Below are 15,396 nucleotides of genomic sequence, written 5' to 3'. Positions count from 1 at the left end.
CCTAGTCAGAAGCAACGCTATAAACTAAACGATAAATTTACATGAAATCTTGTAAAATGATAACAAATTGCTGTCACAAGTTAGAAACAGGAGTTGAATTTATGAAAATGTCTATTGTCAAGCAAGTTGTTATCGGGTTTCTGATATCTCCGCTTTTGCTCGGATGTATCGGCGGTATGTCCTATTACTTTTTGCAAAAGGTCAATGAATCGTATTCGAATCTCGTCAATCACCAAGCTAGGGCTGCATTTGATTCACATGTCATTCAATTTGACTCGATTCAACAAATGAACTTTTTAAATGCCTACTTTGTTGTGAATGAGAGTCAATACTTGGAGGGGTTTAAACGGACTAATATTGACTTGAATGAACTGGCTGTCAAAGTAGCTCCGAATTTATCTGGCGATGGTCAAGTCAGCTTAACACAAATAAAGGAACTGAATGCCAAGCTGCAAGCTCAAGCTGATAAGGTCGCGGGTTTGCTTAAATCTGATCCTCAGGAAGCACAGCGGATTATACGGCAGGAAGTTCTGCCTGCTGGCAGTGAAATTAACAATCTGTCCAAAACCATTGTCGACCAGCAGGAACAATTAATGAAAGAGGCTTATGACAATAACTCCATACTGGTGGATTCCATTAGAAATATGATTTTGCTAGCCAGTGTTCTCGCAATTATTATTGCTCTTACATTTGGCTTAATATTAGGGAGCAAAATATCCCGACCTTTATCCATTGTAAACCGGCAGCTTAAAAATATTGCCCAAGGAGAAGGTGATCTCACACGGCAAATTGTTATTCAATCCAAGGGGGAGTTTGGGGAAATAGCTGCTTATTTTAATCTGATGGTTCAAAATTTACGTAAGCTGATCCAACAAATTGGTTCTCATGCAGAACAATTTACTTTTAAAGCAACGCAATTGAAGCAAAGTGCTGTTGATTCTGGGATTGCATCTGAACGGATTACGAAAACCGTCCAAGGATTGGCTGTTGGTTCGGAACGGCAGCATAATAAAGTCGATGAAAGCTCGCGTATTATTGACTTGATTTCGGATCGGGCCCGACAAGTTGCAATAAATATGGAACATGCCTCATCAGCAGTCGACCGGACGAAAAAAGCGGCTTTTCAAGGAAATGAAGCGATAAATTCAGCAATGATTAAAATGTCATCTGTTCATGATTCTCTTGGGATTGTCAATGGAATTGTCCAGCAATTGGATGAGCGATCGAAGGAGATTGAGAAATCCATTCATCTGATAACGGATATTGCACGAAGAACTAACCTTATTGCTTTAAATGCCGGTATAGAGTCCGCCAGAGTTGGTGAGCATGGTAAAGGCTTCACCGTTGTAGCTAATGAAGTCCGCACTTTAGCCGTTCAATCCTCAGCAGCAGCAGAAACCATCGTTGAATTAATAGTTGGCATACGTGAGGAAACGCAACAAGCGGCCCGCTTCATGCTAGAGAATGCCAGAGAAGCAAGTGAAGGGCTTCAGGTTGTAAACATCGCAGGTTCTTTTTTTGATCATATTGTTCAATCGATTCAAGATATTCATCAGGAGTTTGGAGAAGTATCCGTAGCGTCTAGCCGGATGGCGGCAGATACTGAACATATTGCAACGGCAATTCATTCCATTGCTGAGGTTGCTGTCGAAAATATGGAAGGTACGAGCCGTATTTTATTATCAACTGAGGAGCAGCAAGCTGCTGTGGAATCCATTTCTCTCTCCATACAAGAGCTTTCGATAATGGCGGAGGAACTTCAGGCATCCATTGGTCGATTTAAGGTATGAAAGACCAATTTTAGTAGAAGAATAATAAGGATATAAGTTCTTGTCTGTTGCTTCCGACAAGAACTTATATCAATAGTGTCGTTACCCAGTAAACTCCTGAACCCATTCACTGTTGTAATAAGCAACACCGATATGGGTATAACTACTATTCAGTATATTGGCTCTGTGACCTGGACTGTTCATCCAATCGTTCATAACTTGGGTAGGGGTGGATTGCCCTTTTGCGATATTTTCTCCAGCTGTGCTGTATGAGATTCCATACTCCTTCATCATATCGAAGGGGGAACCATGCGTGGGAGAGTTATGATCAAAGTAATTGTTATTGTACATGTCTTGTGCCTTGACCATAGCCATGTTGGACAATTCGCTACTCATACTAAGGGAGCTTAAGCCTGCTTTGGACCTTTCTTGATTGACTAAATCCAGAACCTGCTGAGCGAATTGGGAAGAATCCTTGTTGCCTTGTTTCGCTTGACCAGTCGAATCTGTAGGTGTCTGACTGGATGGATAACCGGTAGGTGCTTGGCCTGATGGATATCCGGTAGGTGTCTGGCTGGATGGGTAACCTGTAGGTGCCTGGTTTGATGGATAACCTGTTGGTGTCTGGCTTGATGGATAACCTGTCGGAGTTTGGTTTGTCGGATACTCGGCTGGTGTTTGGTTTGCCGGATACCCAGTTGGTGTTTGGTTTGCAGGATTTCCAGCCGGCGCTTGAATCAGATCCAACAAATACGATGGAATTCCGCTTGGTGCCCCTTTTATTGTAATAGATTCTTTACCTGCATTGGATGTAGCTGTTGATGATGCCTGAGTTATAACAGGAGTTGGTGCAGCAGTGTGAGCATGAGTTGAAATTTGGCTTTGCTTAGGAGTCACTTGCTTTTGGGTCATATTTTTGTTGGCCGTACAGCCTGTTACCATTAATAATACCGCTAATAAAATAAACTTTAACATAAGTCAACCTCCTCGATGCGTTATGAAGTTACTGGCTTTAAGATTTCCTGACTGTTCTTGATTTATTCTCGAAATCAGGTTCACCTTATCCCTATTCTGACCAAAACAGCCTAATTGGGATATATTATCCATATAAGGTAAGTGAATCGGAAAGGGCATAATGAAAAGAACAGGAGGTGACCAATGAAAAAGCATCGGAAGGTTTTGATTGCTGCAGTTTGCGGATTTGTATTTTTTTCGGGATCTGTTATAGCGGCAGTAACGGGACCGCGAATTTTTATCAATAACGTTGAATTTGCCGGCAGCGCCTTTAAGTTGAATATGGACGAAGGAACAGCGATGGTATCCTTGAGATCTATAGTAGAACAGCTGCGTGGAAAAGTGACTTATAAGGATAACACCATCTATGTCACTATGCCCGAATCATCCAGTTTATCTATGCAGGTGAGCAGTTTGGAGAATGCACTTGAAGCTGCGTCTCCTGAAGAAGCGGTTCGGACTTGGATCCGTGGTGTGCAAAAAAGAAGCGGGGCTATGCAGTACGCTGTATTATCGCCTGATCTTCGTCAAAAGACGAAGCAGGAATTCGAGGACAATTTCTGGGTGACAGGGGTTTCTAGCCCTCATATGGGAAAAGTCGAACAATTGCATACCAAGGAATTGTCACCGGATAAAGTTCAAGTTTCATTTAATTACCCGTTAGTGATGATGAATGGACCCATTGGAATGGGGAATGCTTCCATTATTGTGGAAAAAATTAAACGGGAATCATCTGATTACTGGGTGATTTCGGATATTGCGTTGAAGGATCCTGAGGATACAGGGATTATGATCGGGGCTAAAAAGCTTGAGAAATGAGCTGGGTAAACAAAGGGTTTATGGCCTGATATAGGGCTATAAGCCTTTTTGTGGTTTTAAAGAGTTGCGGTGAAGCTCACAGAATCCGTTGGGTGTTTTGGATATTGAGGATACAATCGTAGACCTGCATATTGCTGCAGAAGCATTGTTCCTGTTCTAGACAAGCAATAATTCCAGACTAGCTATGCGTGCTTAACCGATTCCCCCTTACTTATGTGGCTCTTCGTCTTCGAAATGCCCCTAGAGGCTAAACTATTGACGAGCAAAAGAGGTGAACGCCGAACGAATGAACGTAACGTAGGTTCACTACCGATCAAAGGCTTATCTAGAGGAACGTGGATCCGCTATTTCGCTGTGCACACGTGATCATTGAAGTGAAACGGAAGTACGATCCCTTATTTGCTTGGAATGGGGCAATTCGGCAGGTCGGAGGCGAAATAGCGGATCGTAGTTCCGCGAGATCATGAATTCTAGGGGATTCCAAGCAAATAGCGGAATGACGTTCCGTAAGAAAGTGAGTAAGAGTGAAAGATTCCCAAGATAGCATCTCAATTACCGATTCACGATAACTATGTGAACAGTTTATATACAGTTTGTTTAAACTCGGCCATACTGGTCGGAGGAATTATCCCAGAGCGTACTTTTTCAGGCAGCGATTGCCAAATTTCAAGCAGCATGGGAAGCTCCAATCCGATTGATTTGAGCTTGTCCTCATCCTTGAATACCTCCTGTGGAGAGCCCTCCATGAGGCATCTTCCTCGATCCATAACGAGTATATGCTCAGCCCATGTATAAGCGAGGTTCATATCATGTGTTGCCATAACAACGGTAACGCCGCTATCATGAACCCGGTCTAGCTGTGCGACTAGCTGCTGCTCGGATACGCGGTCCAGATAGGCTGTTGGCTCATCCAGCAGCAGAAGCTCGGGCTCCAGCACTAACACTCCTGCGAGCGCAACTCTTTTTTTCTGACCGAGACTTAGATGGTGAATAGGTGTGTCTGCCAAATGTGAAAGTCCCATTGCTTGAAGAATGTTTTGTGTACGGCTGCTAATTTCCGTTTCCGGTACCTTGGCATTACGCAGACCATAGGAGACATCCTCATGAGGCGTATTGAGAATCAACTGCTGCTCCGGGTCTTGAAAGACAAGCCCAATTCGCTGTCGAAGCTGCTGCAAATCTTTGGAATGATAAGATATGGCATGGTCCTTCCATATCATTTGGCCTGATGCAGGGCGATGTATACCAATGGCATGAAGAAAAAATGTCGATTTTCCTGATCCGTTATGCCCGCAAATAGCGGTCTTTTTACCCTGAGGTATTCGCATATTTAATTCCTGGAGAGCAGCAGTTTTGGCGCCTTGATATATATAGCTCACATCATGCGCCTCCAAAATTGAGTTCATAACATTTCCCTCCAACCAAGCCATAATTCAAACAGTATTAAGATGATGATCCCTGTACAGCTTTCCCATAAGCAGCGGGATGGGACCGGTTTACCCTGATACGGAGCCATGTGAATTTCATCGATAAATCCTCTTGTGATCAAGCCGTGTGAAACTCCTTTATAGCGCTGCATCGACTTAGCGAACAAGCGCACGATCAGGATGGCCGTATCATTAAGCCTGTTGGTAAATCCGGTCTGTCCGCCGCGCGACTTCTGGGCTGTGTACATATCATAGGCCGTGCTCTCAAGCAAAAACAAAAAACGGTACATAATCAGCATCACTTCCAATACTAATGCCGGCACCCGCAGCTTTTTCATAACCTGAAACAGCTCGGAAACAGGAGTGGTCAGCATTATAAAGGTCATGCATGACAAGCAGGCTATTATTCGTGTGAGTAAAATAATGGCTGTATGCACTCCATTGTCAGTCAAAAAGGCTGTCCAATGTAGAAATGTAAAGAGTATGGTGCTCGCTTGTGCAAGGGTCGACAGCTCAGTTGAACGTTGAAATTCAATAAGGATGGCTGGAACACTGGCTGCGTAAAACAAACAGGGGGCAGCGATCAGCCGCAAATAATATTTGGGCCGTATTTGGGCATAGCTGACTGTCCATACAAACAACCAGCCGCTTATAACAAGCTGTGTGACAGGATGGGACAAGTAAGACAACAGAAATAGAACGGCTGCAAACCCGATCTTCCACATGGGAGAAACGGTCCGCAGCTTGTTATTGTAAGAGAGTGAATCGATGAATTTGATCATTGTGTTTTTGTTTTGGTAGCTCTTCCTTTGAACAACCCGATTACATATCCAATGAAGCCTGCCCCCAGTGCCGCTTGTAAGGCGAACAGCATACTTTCAGTTTCTGCAGGCGGCTCCAATAATGGGGTAAACCAAGGCTTGTAAGTAGGAGACAGCGTTGCAATCATTTCCTCGGCAGCCCCGTCTGCGCCCCCGAATTCCCCATTGACAAGTAATAAAGGGAGAGCAGCTAAGAGGATAACTGCACTTATAATTAAAGCGTTCTTAGTGCCGGTTTTCATGATTTTTGAACTCCTTTCATTTTACGCTGCAGCAATGATAATTCCTCTGAGCTGTAAGCTTGCAGCCAATTCCAGATCAAGATAGTGAGCAACCCTTCGCTGATTGCGAGAGGAATCTGTGTAAAGGCGAAGATCGCTCCGAATTTGCCGAAGGACGCAGCAATTCCGCCTACCTCTGCTGGAAAAGCAATTGCCAGCTGGAACGCTGTAACGACGTAAGTGGACAGATCTGCAAGCGCCGCAGCCAAAAAGATGGCAAGCCGTTGTTTTCCTGTGCTTTTCATTATCCATTTATAGACGCCGTAACCAACCATTGGACCGGCAACGGCCATCGAAAAGGCATTAGCACCAAGGGTGGTTAAGCCGCCATGCGCCAGAAGCAGCGCCTGAAACAATAGGACGATAGAGCCGAGTACACTCATAGGCAACGGTCCGAACATAACAGCACCAAGACCTGTTCCTGTCGGATGGGAGCTGCTCCCCGTTACGGACGGGATTTTGAGCGCCGAGAGAACGAAGGTAAAGGCTGCCGCTAATCCCAGCATAATTTTCAACTCCGGAGTTTCCTTCGTAATTCGGGTTAAAGCTCTTAGGCCTAGAATGAAGAAAGGAATAAAGACCGCCCACCAGAAAATAGCCCATCCTACAGGCAGAAATCCTTCCATAATGTGCATAGCATAGGCCGATTGAGGCTCATTAAATGTCAGGTACACCGTAAATCCCAACACTAAGAGTGAAGTGCTTAGCCATTTTTTTGTTTGCATTGTGAAATCCTCCTGATTCAAAAATAGGTGAAAAAACTAAAAAACCAATCCCTTTGGAATTGGTTATGGGTACGCGGCAATAGACGACAGCAGGTGGAAGAAGCTGAATCCATGTTCGTACACCGCTCCTTTCCGCGAAGGCCTGTGGGTGTGCTAATCAGGTAGGTCTCCTGGCTCCCGGCTCCTCATCATTCTCCATCTTCCCCGATATGCGTTCATCGAGTGATACATTGGAAAAAAACTCCCCGGTTACAGTGGCGGGACCGCTCGGGATTTGCACCCGATTCCCTGTTATCCTTTTTTAATACAAAGGCACCTGACTAGTAAATATGCGATTTTTTTAGCTGCAATCTAAGTCTATTCGATATGAACAGGCTAATTCCTTTTTTGTAACATAATTTTTTGAAAAAATAACACGGGGTAGTGACTCGGAATTTCAAGTGTGTTACTATTTTAATGATTCGTGCTACTGGGTGATTTTTCTATTCGTGAATTCATCATAGGCTTGTGGACATGAAAACAGATAAAAAGGATTAGGAGTGGGATAGTGTGAGAAAGAGATTTGCATTTATTTTTATTATCAGTTTGATTGCAGCAATGGTAATGAACGGTTGTACAGCGAAACCGAAGGAAGAATCGTCTAAAGCTGCTAACGAATTGGTTCTGGCAGTCGGTGGTGAGCCGGAAGCTGGCTTCGATCCTACAACAGGTTGGGGACGTTATGGCTCTCCGCTTTTCCAGAGTACTCTGCTGAAGAGGGACTCTGATCTGAAAGTTGTAAATGATCTGGCTACTGGTTATGAAATCGGAGATGGTGGATTGGTTTGGACAGTTAAGCTGCGTAAGGACGCCAAGTTTTCTGACGGTAAACCCTTGACGGCTGCAGATGTCCAGTATACCTACGAGACAGCGTCCAAGAGCGGTTCGTCCATTGATCTCAGCTACGTGTCGAGTGTAGAGGCGGTAGATGATTACAGTGTAAAATTTACTTTAAAAGAACCTAATTCCACTTTTATTCAAATGCTAGTCGCGACTGGAATCGTACCCAAGCATGCCCATAGTAAGGATTATGCCCAGAAGCCTATAGGGTCAGGGCCTTATAAGCTTGTGCAGTGGGACAAAGGACAGCAAGTCATCGTAGAGGCTAATCCGGATTATTACGGTACCAAACCTGTGTTCCAAAAGCTGACCTTCTTGTTTCTGAGTGAAGATGCAGCATATGCAGCAGCAAAGGCCGGGAAGGTTGATGTCTCTTATATTCCCGCTGCATTCAGTAAACAGCCTGTCACCGGGATGCGGCTGGAGACTGCCCGTACTGTAGACAATCGCGGAATCATGTTCCCTTACGTAAAGTCCGGCGCCAAAACCAAGGACGGCAATCCGATAGGTAATGATGTAACCTCTCAATTATCCATCCGTAAAGCTATTAATATCGCTATCGACAGAAAAGCTCTTGTACAAGGAGTACTGGAAGGACATGGAACGCCGGCATTTACCATCAATGACGGTTTGCCTTGGTTTAATCCGAAAGTGGTCATCACTGATGCCAATTTAAAAGAAGGGCAGCAAATCCTTGCCAATGACGGTTGGAAGGACAGCAACGGAGACGGCATTCTCGAAAAGGGCTCCTTGAAGGCCGAATTCAGTCTCTTGTATCCTTCGAACGACGTTACCCGCCAATCTCTTGCGATTGCCGCAGCTGATATGATCAAGCCGCTTGGGATCAACGTTAAGGTTGAAGGAAAGAGCTGGGATGAGCTGGGAAAGCTTATGCATGCGAATGCTGTGCTTTTTGGCTGGGGAAGCCATGACCCGACAGAGGTATACAGTGTTTATAGCAGTAAATACAGCGGCATTGATTATTTGAATCCAGGTTACTATACGAATCCGACTGTCGAGAATTATATGAAGCAAGCATTGCTTGCTCTAAATGACAAGGATGCCAATGAATTCTGGAAAAAAGCTCAGTGGGACGGCAATACAGGGTTAAGCGCGCTAGGAGATGCACCTTGGGCATGGCTTGTCAATATCGATCATTTGTATTTGGTCAAGGATGGGTTGGATATCGGCAAACAGCAGATTCATCCTCACGGACACGGTTGGCCGGTTACCAGCAACATTGAGGAATGGCGCAAAAAGTAAGCAGGGGGATGTCGTTGATGCATAACATCATGTTATATGGACTGCAGAAAAGCTTGAAGCTGATTATTCTGCTGCTTGCGGTAAGCGCCCTCTCATTCGCGCTAGTCGAATTTTCACCAATCGATCCTGTCCAAGCTTACGTGGGAGCAGATATGCTGCGAGTTAGTCCTGAGCAGCGTGAGGCCATAGCAGCACATTGGGGATTTGACCAACCGCCTGCTGAGCGTTACATACGCTGGATTACTTCATTGATCGGTGGTGACTTCGGTATGTCGATGATATACCGAAGCCCTGTGCTTGAAGTTATCCAGCAGCGGTTTCTCAGCTCGGCTGCTCTGATGGGAACGGCTTGGCTCTTATCCGGCATTATTGGTTTTAGTGTTGGTGTCGTTGCCGCTATGAAAAAGGGTACGTGGATAGATCGGGTGATTCAGTGGTATTGTTATACATTGGCTTCAACGCCCACCTTCTGGCTTGGGCTTGTATTATTGCTCCTATTTGCTGTGTGGCTGGGCTGGTTTCCCATTGGCTTGGGCGTTCCGGCAGGTGTATTGGCCCAAGATGTTACGTGGCAGGACCGGATGGTTCATATGTTTTTGCCTGCTCTTACCCTAAGCTTTACCGGTATTTCTACTATAGCACTGCACACCCGTCAGAAGCTGATATCTGTGTTAGACAGCGATTATATTCTGTTTGCCAGAGCGAGAGGAGAGAGAGGGTTTACTTTGTTCTGGAGACATGGCTTGCGCAACGTGGCACTGCCTGCGGTTACGCTCCAGTTTACCTCCTTCAGTGAATTGTTCGGAGGAGCCGTGCTGGCTGAACAGGTTTTCTCCTATCCCGGGCTCGGACAAGCAACAGTAGAGGCTGGACTGCGCGGAGATGTACCGCTGCTGCTGGGCATCGTGCTGTGCAGCACGTTGTTTGTTTTTACCGGAAATTTATTGGCCGATCTTATATACCGTAGGGTAGATCCGAGAATGAGGGAAGGAGATGTCCTATGAGCCGAATAAACGAAATGGCGAGGAGCGGTTTTTTCCATCTGCCCAAGCTTCATCGAAGACATAAAACATGGCTGTCTGCTCTTTTCACAGCTGTGTTATTAACGGCAGTTTGGCTTGGATCTTCGCTGCTTGGAAACGATAATCTATCCATCAGCCTGAACTCCCGCAACCTGCCGCCATCGTTGGCGCATCCTTTTGGCACCGATTGGCTCGGGCGGGATATGCTGACGCGTACACTCAAAGGGCTTGTCCTAAGCATCAAAACAGGTATGCTCGCAGGAGCGGTCAGTGTCATAATTGCTGCTCTATTGGGGCTGCTGGCGGCTACTATGGGCAAGATCACGGACCGTTTAATTACATGGCTGATCGACCTGTTCTTGAGTGTCCCTCATCTTGTTACGTTAATTCTGATTGCTTTTGTAATGGGAGGCGGGGCAAAGGGGGTAATAGTAGGTGTAGCGTTGACCCATTGGCCGAGCCTTTCCAGAGTTATTCGCGCTGAAGTCATGAACCTTCGAACCGCTGAGTATGTGCAGGTATCCCGACGTTTAGGCAAATCCCGCTGGTGGATCGGTACGAGGCATATTTTACCGCATTTGCTTCCACAGCTGCTGATCGGGCTGCTGCTTATTTTTCCGCATGCCATACTGCACGAGGCTGGCGTTACCTTTATAGGAATGGGATTGTCTCCGCATGAGCCTGCGATCGGGATTATTTTATCGGAATCCATGAGATATCTTTCTACCGGGATGTGGTGGTTAGCTGTATTCCCTGGATTATGCTTATTAATTATTGTGATTGCTTTTGGCCGATTAGGTGAAAATCTTCGACTGCTTGCTGATCCGAACAGGGCTCACGAGTAGACAGGTTGATTCAATGACTGGAGTAACCCTTAACTGTTTAGCCGTAGGTAATTAAGGAGAGACGTAAGCGGAGTGGCAGCAAATATTCAACAAGTAATCAACAAGAGTGAAGGAGGGGCTGCTATGTCCTTGCTTAAGGTTAACGATTTATGTGTAGGATTTACCCAATATATTAGTCTTTTGCGCCAAAAGCGTCTTCAGGTTATACATAACCTCGAGCTTGCTGTGGATGCAGGTGAAGTAGTTGCAGTAATTGGCTCCAGTGGTTCGGGTAAAAGTATTCTGGCTCATGCGGTATTAGGCATTCTTCCAAGCAATGCTCATGTATCCGGCAATATCTCTTTTGGAGGCGAGGAGCTGACTCCGTCCAGACAGGACAAGCTGCGGGGGAGCGAGATTGCATTGATTCCCCAATCCGTGCAGTACTTGGATCCCTTAATACGTGTGGGAAAGCAGGTTAGGCATTCTGTGAAGACAGGAGACCCTGTTAAGGCCCAACGCGCTATTTTCCGGCGATATGGGCTAAAGGCAGAAGTCGAAACCATGTTTCCGTTTCAGCTTTCCGGCGGTATGGCGAGAAGAGTTCTCGTATCAACGGCAACGGTAAGTGGAGCAAGGCTCGTCATTGCTGACGAGCCGACTCCTGGGCTGGATGCAGCCTCGATCAAAGAAGCACTTGGTCAGCTGCGCGAGCTTGCGGATCAAGGCTGTGCGGTAATGCTGATCACTCATGATATCGAATCCGCCCTAACCATATCGGATCGGATTGCCGTGCTCTATGCAGGGACAACGGTCGAAATAGCCAACCGAGAGGACTTCAGCGGTAAGGGAGAGCGGCTGAGGCATCCTTATACGCAAGCTTTATGGAGGGCGCTTCCGCACAATGATTTTGTTCCTATTCCCGGCTCACAGCCACTATCGGGAGCTGTTCCCGCAGGCTGTGCATTCGCGCCACGCTGTCCATTGGCGGTGCAAGCATGCATGGAAAGCTTGCCCCAGGCTAGTGAGCTTCGCGATGGGATGGTGAGGTGCATCCATGCCTCTTGAAGGAAGAAAGCTTGGTTATCGATATAATACGAAACATTGGTTATTTGAGAAGTTTGATATTCGCATTGAGCCTGGCGAAATTATCGGGCTTGCGGGGCCCAGCGGCTGCGGCAAGTCGACCTTGGGACGACTGCTGGCAGGCTACGCCGAGCCTATTCAAGGAGATGTCACGCTTGGCGGCGCTCCGCTGCCCCGAAGCGGTTACCATCCGGTGCAGATGGTGTTCCAGCACCCGGAGAAGGCGGTCAATCCCCGCTGGACGATGCGGAAGACGCTGCTGGAGGCGGGGGAGCCTGATCCGCAGCTCCTGTCAGCGCTAGGGATCGGTCCGGCTTGGCTGGACCGGTGGCCTAATGAGCTGTCCGGCGGTGAGCTGCAGCGCTTTTGCATTGCCCGGGCTCTAGGACCGGGCACCCGTTACCTCATTGCCGACGAAATGACGGCCATGCTGGATGCTATAACGCAGGCGCAGCTATGGCAAGCTGTTCGAGACAGAGTGAAGGAGCGCCGATTGGGTGTGCTAGTCATAAGTCATGAACGCCATCTGCTGGAGAGGCTGTGCAGCAGATTGATTGACTTCAGCTCTACCCATGATAGATGAATGGGTTCAATCTAATTCTAGTAGTGGCGGGCTGTAATATAACGCGTGCTCCAGTAGCCGGTATTCAGAGATGAGATGACAACTCCAGAGCTTTTAGTATTGCTGATGAACTCTCCATTTCCAATATAAATACCAACATGATCGATATGGCCGGGCTTATTCACACTGAACATGATAAGATCACCAATGGATAACTGCGCTTTATTAGGTACTCGAGATCCGAATTGTGCTTGTGCGCTTGATCCCCAAGGGAGATTAATTCCGTTCTGACTGAAAACAAATTGAGTAAACGCAGAGCAGTCAAAAGTCAGATGCTGAGGATCTCTAGTACCAAAGCGGTAGGTGACTTTACCGATATAAGATTTAGCTGTATTAACAAATTTATGACCGTTAGTAGCATAACTCTCTTGTGCCGAAGCCGCCGTAGGCATCGTTAAACCAATGGCAGGAAATAAAAGTGATAAGGCAACTGTGGAAGCAATGACTAATTTTTTCATTATGTAGGCTCATCCTTTTCCATATATGGTATTGTGAAGCGCTTTCAGGTTTAATGTACCATAGGGAATGCTGGGTTGGCTTTAGAGGATTAATGGTTATGAAGGGCATATTTCCCAACATCTCATAATGAGGAGGTCTCAGCTTTTCCGTTATTTTGGACGGTATAAGAATGAATGTCCCTCTACAGTCATAAATATGAGTAAGGCAAGTGAGGTCAGTACATAGCGTACTTTTATATGACTAAAAATAATTACGAGGTGATTCTATTATGAGTACTGAAAAGAACAAGCTTACTACCAGTTGGGGCGCTCCCGTTGGAGACAACCAAAACTCAATAACAGCAGGCCCGCGCGGTCCCGTACTTATTCAAGACGTACATTTATTAGAAAAGCTCGCACATTTCAACAGAGAACGTGTTCCTGAACGAGTAGTTCATGCTAAGGGAGCGGGTGCACACGGATATTTTGAAGTCACGAACGATTTATCTGCTTATACCAAGGCTAATTTTTTGTCAGAGGTAGGAAAGCGCACTCCCATGTTCATTCGGTTCTCAACCGTTGCCGGTGAACTGGGTTCTGCAGATACGGTGCGTGATCCGCGTGGATTTGCCGTGAAATTTTATACAGAAGAAGGAAACTATGATTTGGTGGGCAACAATACGCCTGTTTTCTTTATTCGTGATGCCATTAAATTCCCTGATTTTATTCATACACAGAAACGTCATCCGCAAACACATTTAAAAAACCCGAATGCCGTATGGGATTTCTGGTCCTTATCTCCTGAGTCCTTGCATCAAGTTACTATTCTAATGTCTGATCGAGGAATTCCGGCAACGCTAAGACATATGCATGGCTTTGGGAGCCACACCTTCAAATGGGTAAATGCGGAGGGTCAAGGCGTATGGGTTAAATATCATTTTAAAACCGAACAAGGGGTTCAAAACTTAGCTCCTGAGGTTGCGGCACAAATCGCCGGTGTTAATGCCGACTATCATACGGAAGATCTCTTTAATGCCATTGAAAACGGCGATTACCCAGCGTGGAAGCTCTGTGTTCAGATCATGCCTCTGGAAGACGCTAATACTTATCGGTTTGATCCGTTCGATGTAACCAAGGTTTGGTCTCAAAAAGACTACCCATTAATTGAAGTAGGACGAATGGTTCTGGATAGAAATCCGGAAAACTATTTTGCGGAGGTTGAACAAGCTACGTTCTCTCCTGGAACTCTCGTGCCCGGTATCGATGTTTCCCCAGATAAAATGCTTCAAGGCCGATTGTTTGCCTACCATGACGCGCATCGTTATCGTGTAGGAGCCAATCATCAGGATTTGCCAATCAATCGAGCGCGGAATGCTGTGAACAACTATCAGCGGGATGGACAAATGCGTCATGATAACAATGGCGGAGGATCTGTGTATTATGAGCCTAACAGCTACGGCGGGCCAACAGAAACACCGGAGACTAAGCAAGCTGCCTACGAAGTGTCGGGATTAGCGGATAGCGTGGCCTATGATCATAATGATCATTATACACAAGCTGGAGATTTATACCGTTTGTTAAGTGAAGATGAGCGTGCACGGCTGGTTCAAACCATTGTTGGCGCTATGCAGCCTGTGGAGAAAGACGAAATTAAGCTTAGACAAATCGGGCACTTTTATAAAGCAGATCCGGAGTACGGTCAACGCGTTGCGGAGGGTCTTGGTTTATCAGTACCTGAATGAATTTAATAGTTGGAGGCAGCTATCTATTTCTCATCCAAGATAGCTGCCTTTCTTTTTCTAACAGTAGCATTATAAGTGAAAACGCAATCATAAAAATGGATAAAACGAGGTGATCGCAGTGAGGACCCGTTTATTATCAGAGCAATTGATTAAAAAACGTTTCCCGCATTTAAGATATGTAAGGGTGCATACTCAAGGGAAAAATGCAGCGACCATTTATGCGTGGAATGATGATTTGCAATTGCCCCAAAAGGAAATACGCAGCTTGAAATTATTTGCTTCCGACCATTTGCACCCCTATGTGTGCTTTAAAGTGAAATCGTACAACATGGTCCAATCCGACAGGGTTCCCCAAGCCCAAGAACTGCCTCAATCCGTAATAAATTCAGCTATGAGCAGAAAATTAGATCAGGATGAAATAGTGACGTTAATCAACCGTCTATTCTCATACGGCCAATTGACCTTTAATAGGTATGATTCGACTAACGCCACCAATCATTTTGATTTTCACTCGACCGTATTTGTAAACCAAATAGATAAGGAGTTGATTTACCATTATTTATGTGAGCTGATTCCGTTGGGTTCCAGCTGTGAAGTGACTTTTTATTAGTCGAAAAACCCGCGAGCTTCGCGGGTTTTTGGGTTGGTTAGGAGTTTTTATTAAA

At 45.9% G+C, this 15,396-nt stretch carries 15 protein-coding genes and 1 riboswitch; of the genes, 9 read left to right on the top strand and 6 right to left on the bottom strand.

Going from position 1 to position 15,396, the window contains the following annotated elements; all coding sequences use genetic code 11:
* The first annotated feature begins 101 nt into the window (after positions 1–101).
* Complete coding sequence (locus tag ACFQ0C_RS38755) at positions 102–1,790, top strand: methyl-accepting chemotaxis protein (protein ID WP_379375250.1); 1,689 nt, start codon at positions 102–104, stop codon at positions 1,788–1,790.
* Between the two features lie 81 nt (positions 1,791–1,871).
* Here ACFQ0C_RS38755 and ACFQ0C_RS38750 read toward each other — a convergent pair whose 3' ends face one another.
* A complete protein-coding gene (locus ACFQ0C_RS38750) occupies positions 1,872–2,744 on the bottom strand; it encodes a CAP domain-containing protein (protein WP_379375248.1) in 873 nt (290 codons plus the stop codon).
* Between the two features lie 183 nt (positions 2,745–2,927).
* Here ACFQ0C_RS38750 and ACFQ0C_RS38745 point away from each other — a divergent pair, with 183 nt between their 5' ends.
* Positions 2,928–3,602 carry a hypothetical protein gene (locus ACFQ0C_RS38745; RefSeq protein WP_379375246.1) on the top strand — a complete coding sequence of 225 codons (675 nt, stop codon included), beginning with the start codon at positions 2,928–2,930 and terminating at the stop codon, positions 3,600–3,602.
* 569 nt (positions 3,603–4,171) lie between these two features.
* Here ACFQ0C_RS38745 and ACFQ0C_RS38740 read toward each other — a convergent pair.
* Genes ACFQ0C_RS38740 through ACFQ0C_RS38725 form a run of 4 tightly spaced genes read right to left on the bottom strand, consistent with a single transcriptional unit; the run spans position 4,172 to position 6,856 of the window.
* Entirely contained in the window at positions 4,172–5,008 is an 837-nt protein-coding gene (locus ACFQ0C_RS38740; RefSeq protein WP_379375244.1) for an energy-coupling factor ABC transporter ATP-binding protein, read from the bottom strand.
* A complete protein-coding gene (gene cbiQ / locus ACFQ0C_RS38735; protein ID WP_379375242.1) occupies positions 5,005–5,811 on the bottom strand; it encodes a cobalt ECF transporter T component CbiQ in 807 nt (268 codons plus the stop codon). Before cbiQ ends, ACFQ0C_RS38740 begins: the two co-directional genes overlap by 4 nt.
* Positions 5,808–6,092, bottom strand: coding sequence for an energy-coupling factor ABC transporter substrate-binding protein (locus ACFQ0C_RS38730; protein WP_258213141.1), 285 nt, complete (start codon positions 6,090–6,092; stop codon positions 5,808–5,810). Before ACFQ0C_RS38730 ends, cbiQ begins: the two co-directional genes overlap by 4 nt.
* Positions 6,089–6,856 (bottom strand): energy-coupling factor ABC transporter permease, encoded by a 768-nt coding sequence (locus tag ACFQ0C_RS38725; protein ID WP_379375240.1) that lies wholly within the window; start codon positions 6,854–6,856, stop codon positions 6,089–6,091. The genes ACFQ0C_RS38730 and ACFQ0C_RS38725 overlap by 4 nt, the downstream gene beginning before the upstream one ends.
* 143 nt (positions 6,857–6,999) lie before the next feature.
* Positions 7,000–7,191: riboswitch (cobalamin riboswitch) on the bottom strand.
* A 262-nt stretch (positions 7,192–7,453) separates the two neighbouring features.
* Between ACFQ0C_RS38725 and ACFQ0C_RS38720 the strand changes: the two genes are divergently transcribed.
* The 5 genes from ACFQ0C_RS38720 (at position 7,454) to ACFQ0C_RS38700 (ending at position 12,513) form a co-directional block, all read left to right on the top strand.
* Positions 7,454–8,998 carry an ABC transporter substrate-binding protein gene (locus tag ACFQ0C_RS38720; protein ID WP_379375382.1) on the top strand — a complete coding sequence of 515 codons (1,545 nt, stop codon included), beginning with the start codon at positions 7,454–7,456 and terminating at the stop codon, positions 8,996–8,998.
* A 17-nt stretch (positions 8,999–9,015) separates the two neighbouring features.
* The gene (locus ACFQ0C_RS38715; RefSeq protein WP_379375238.1) at positions 9,016–10,002 is read left to right on the top strand and encodes an ABC transporter permease; all 987 of its coding nucleotides are present in this window, start codon (positions 9,016–9,018) and stop codon (positions 10,000–10,002) included.
* Positions 9,999–10,865, top strand: a complete 867-nt coding sequence (locus tag ACFQ0C_RS38710; RefSeq protein WP_379375236.1) for an ABC transporter permease — start codon at positions 9,999–10,001, stop codon at positions 10,863–10,865. The genes ACFQ0C_RS38715 and ACFQ0C_RS38710 overlap by 4 nt, the downstream gene beginning before the upstream one ends.
* Before the next feature lie 123 nt (positions 10,866–10,988).
* Complete coding sequence (locus ACFQ0C_RS38705; protein ID WP_379375233.1) at positions 10,989–11,912, top strand: ABC transporter ATP-binding protein; 924 nt, start codon at positions 10,989–10,991, stop codon at positions 11,910–11,912.
* Positions 11,902–12,513 (top strand): ABC transporter ATP-binding protein, encoded by a 612-nt coding sequence (locus tag ACFQ0C_RS38700; protein ID WP_379375231.1) that lies wholly within the window; start codon positions 11,902–11,904, stop codon positions 12,511–12,513. Before ACFQ0C_RS38705 ends, ACFQ0C_RS38700 begins: the two co-directional genes overlap by 11 nt.
* 17 nt (positions 12,514–12,530) lie before the next feature.
* Here ACFQ0C_RS38700 and ACFQ0C_RS38695 read toward each other — a convergent pair whose 3' ends face one another.
* Positions 12,531–13,010, bottom strand: coding sequence for a C40 family peptidase (locus ACFQ0C_RS38695; protein WP_379375229.1), 480 nt, complete (start codon positions 13,008–13,010; stop codon positions 12,531–12,533).
* A 269-nt stretch (positions 13,011–13,279) separates the two neighbouring features.
* Between ACFQ0C_RS38695 and katA the strand changes: the two genes are divergently transcribed.
* The gene (gene katA, locus ACFQ0C_RS38690) at positions 13,280–14,731 is read left to right on the top strand and encodes a catalase KatA (RefSeq protein ID WP_379375227.1); all 1,452 of its coding nucleotides are present in this window, start codon (positions 13,280–13,282) and stop codon (positions 14,729–14,731) included.
* Between the two features lie 118 nt (positions 14,732–14,849).
* Positions 14,850–15,341 (top strand): hypothetical protein, encoded by a 492-nt coding sequence (locus tag ACFQ0C_RS38685; protein WP_379375225.1) that lies wholly within the window; start codon positions 14,850–14,852, stop codon positions 15,339–15,341.
* Positions 15,342–15,396 lie beyond the last annotated feature (55 nt).

The organism is Paenibacillus sp. GCM10027630 (assembly GCF_042676305.1).
GTDB lineage: Bacteria > Bacillota > Bacilli > Paenibacillales > NBRC-103111 > Paenibacillus_S.
Note: the sequence above shows the minus strand (reverse complement) of the source record. Positions and strands in the feature narration are given on the sequence as shown.

What these genes read in the sequence shown, in the direction of transcription:
- ACFQ0C_RS38755 (WP_379375250.1), top strand. Translation starts at nt 102, where the DNA reads ATGAAAATGTCTATTGTCAAGCAAGTTGTTATCGGGTTTCTGATATCT.
- ACFQ0C_RS38750 (WP_379375248.1), bottom strand. Translation starts at nt 2,744, where the DNA reads ATGTTAAAGTTTATTTTATTAGCGGTATTATTAATGGTAACAGGCTGT.
- ACFQ0C_RS38745 (WP_379375246.1), top strand. Translation starts at nt 2,928, where the DNA reads ATGAAAAAGCATCGGAAGGTTTTGATTGCTGCAGTTTGCGGATTTGTA.
- ACFQ0C_RS38740 (WP_379375244.1), bottom strand. Translation starts at nt 5,008, where the DNA reads ATGAACTCAATTTTGGAGGCGCATGATGTGAGCTATATATATCAAGGC.
- cbiQ (WP_379375242.1), bottom strand. Translation starts at nt 5,811, where the DNA reads ATGATCAAATTCATCGATTCACTCTCTTACAATAACAAGCTGCGGACC.
- ACFQ0C_RS38730 (WP_258213141.1), bottom strand. Translation starts at nt 6,092, where the DNA reads ATGAAAACCGGCACTAAGAACGCTTTAATTATAAGTGCAGTTATCCTC.
- ACFQ0C_RS38725 (WP_379375240.1), bottom strand. Translation starts at nt 6,856, where the DNA reads ATGCAAACAAAAAAATGGCTAAGCACTTCACTCTTAGTGTTGGGATTT.
- ACFQ0C_RS38720 (WP_379375382.1), top strand. Translation starts at nt 7,454, where the DNA reads ATGGTAATGAACGGTTGTACAGCGAAACCGAAGGAAGAATCGTCTAAA.
- ACFQ0C_RS38715 (WP_379375238.1), top strand. Translation starts at nt 9,016, where the DNA reads ATGCATAACATCATGTTATATGGACTGCAGAAAAGCTTGAAGCTGATT.
- ACFQ0C_RS38710 (WP_379375236.1), top strand. Translation starts at nt 9,999, where the DNA reads ATGAGCCGAATAAACGAAATGGCGAGGAGCGGTTTTTTCCATCTGCCC.
- ACFQ0C_RS38705 (WP_379375233.1), top strand. Translation starts at nt 10,989, where the DNA reads ATGTCCTTGCTTAAGGTTAACGATTTATGTGTAGGATTTACCCAATAT.
- ACFQ0C_RS38700 (WP_379375231.1), top strand. Translation starts at nt 11,902, where the DNA reads ATGCCTCTTGAAGGAAGAAAGCTTGGTTATCGATATAATACGAAACAT.
- ACFQ0C_RS38695 (WP_379375229.1), bottom strand. Translation starts at nt 13,010, where the DNA reads ATGAAAAAATTAGTCATTGCTTCCACAGTTGCCTTATCACTTTTATTT.
- katA (WP_379375227.1), top strand. Translation starts at nt 13,280, where the DNA reads ATGAGTACTGAAAAGAACAAGCTTACTACCAGTTGGGGCGCTCCCGTT.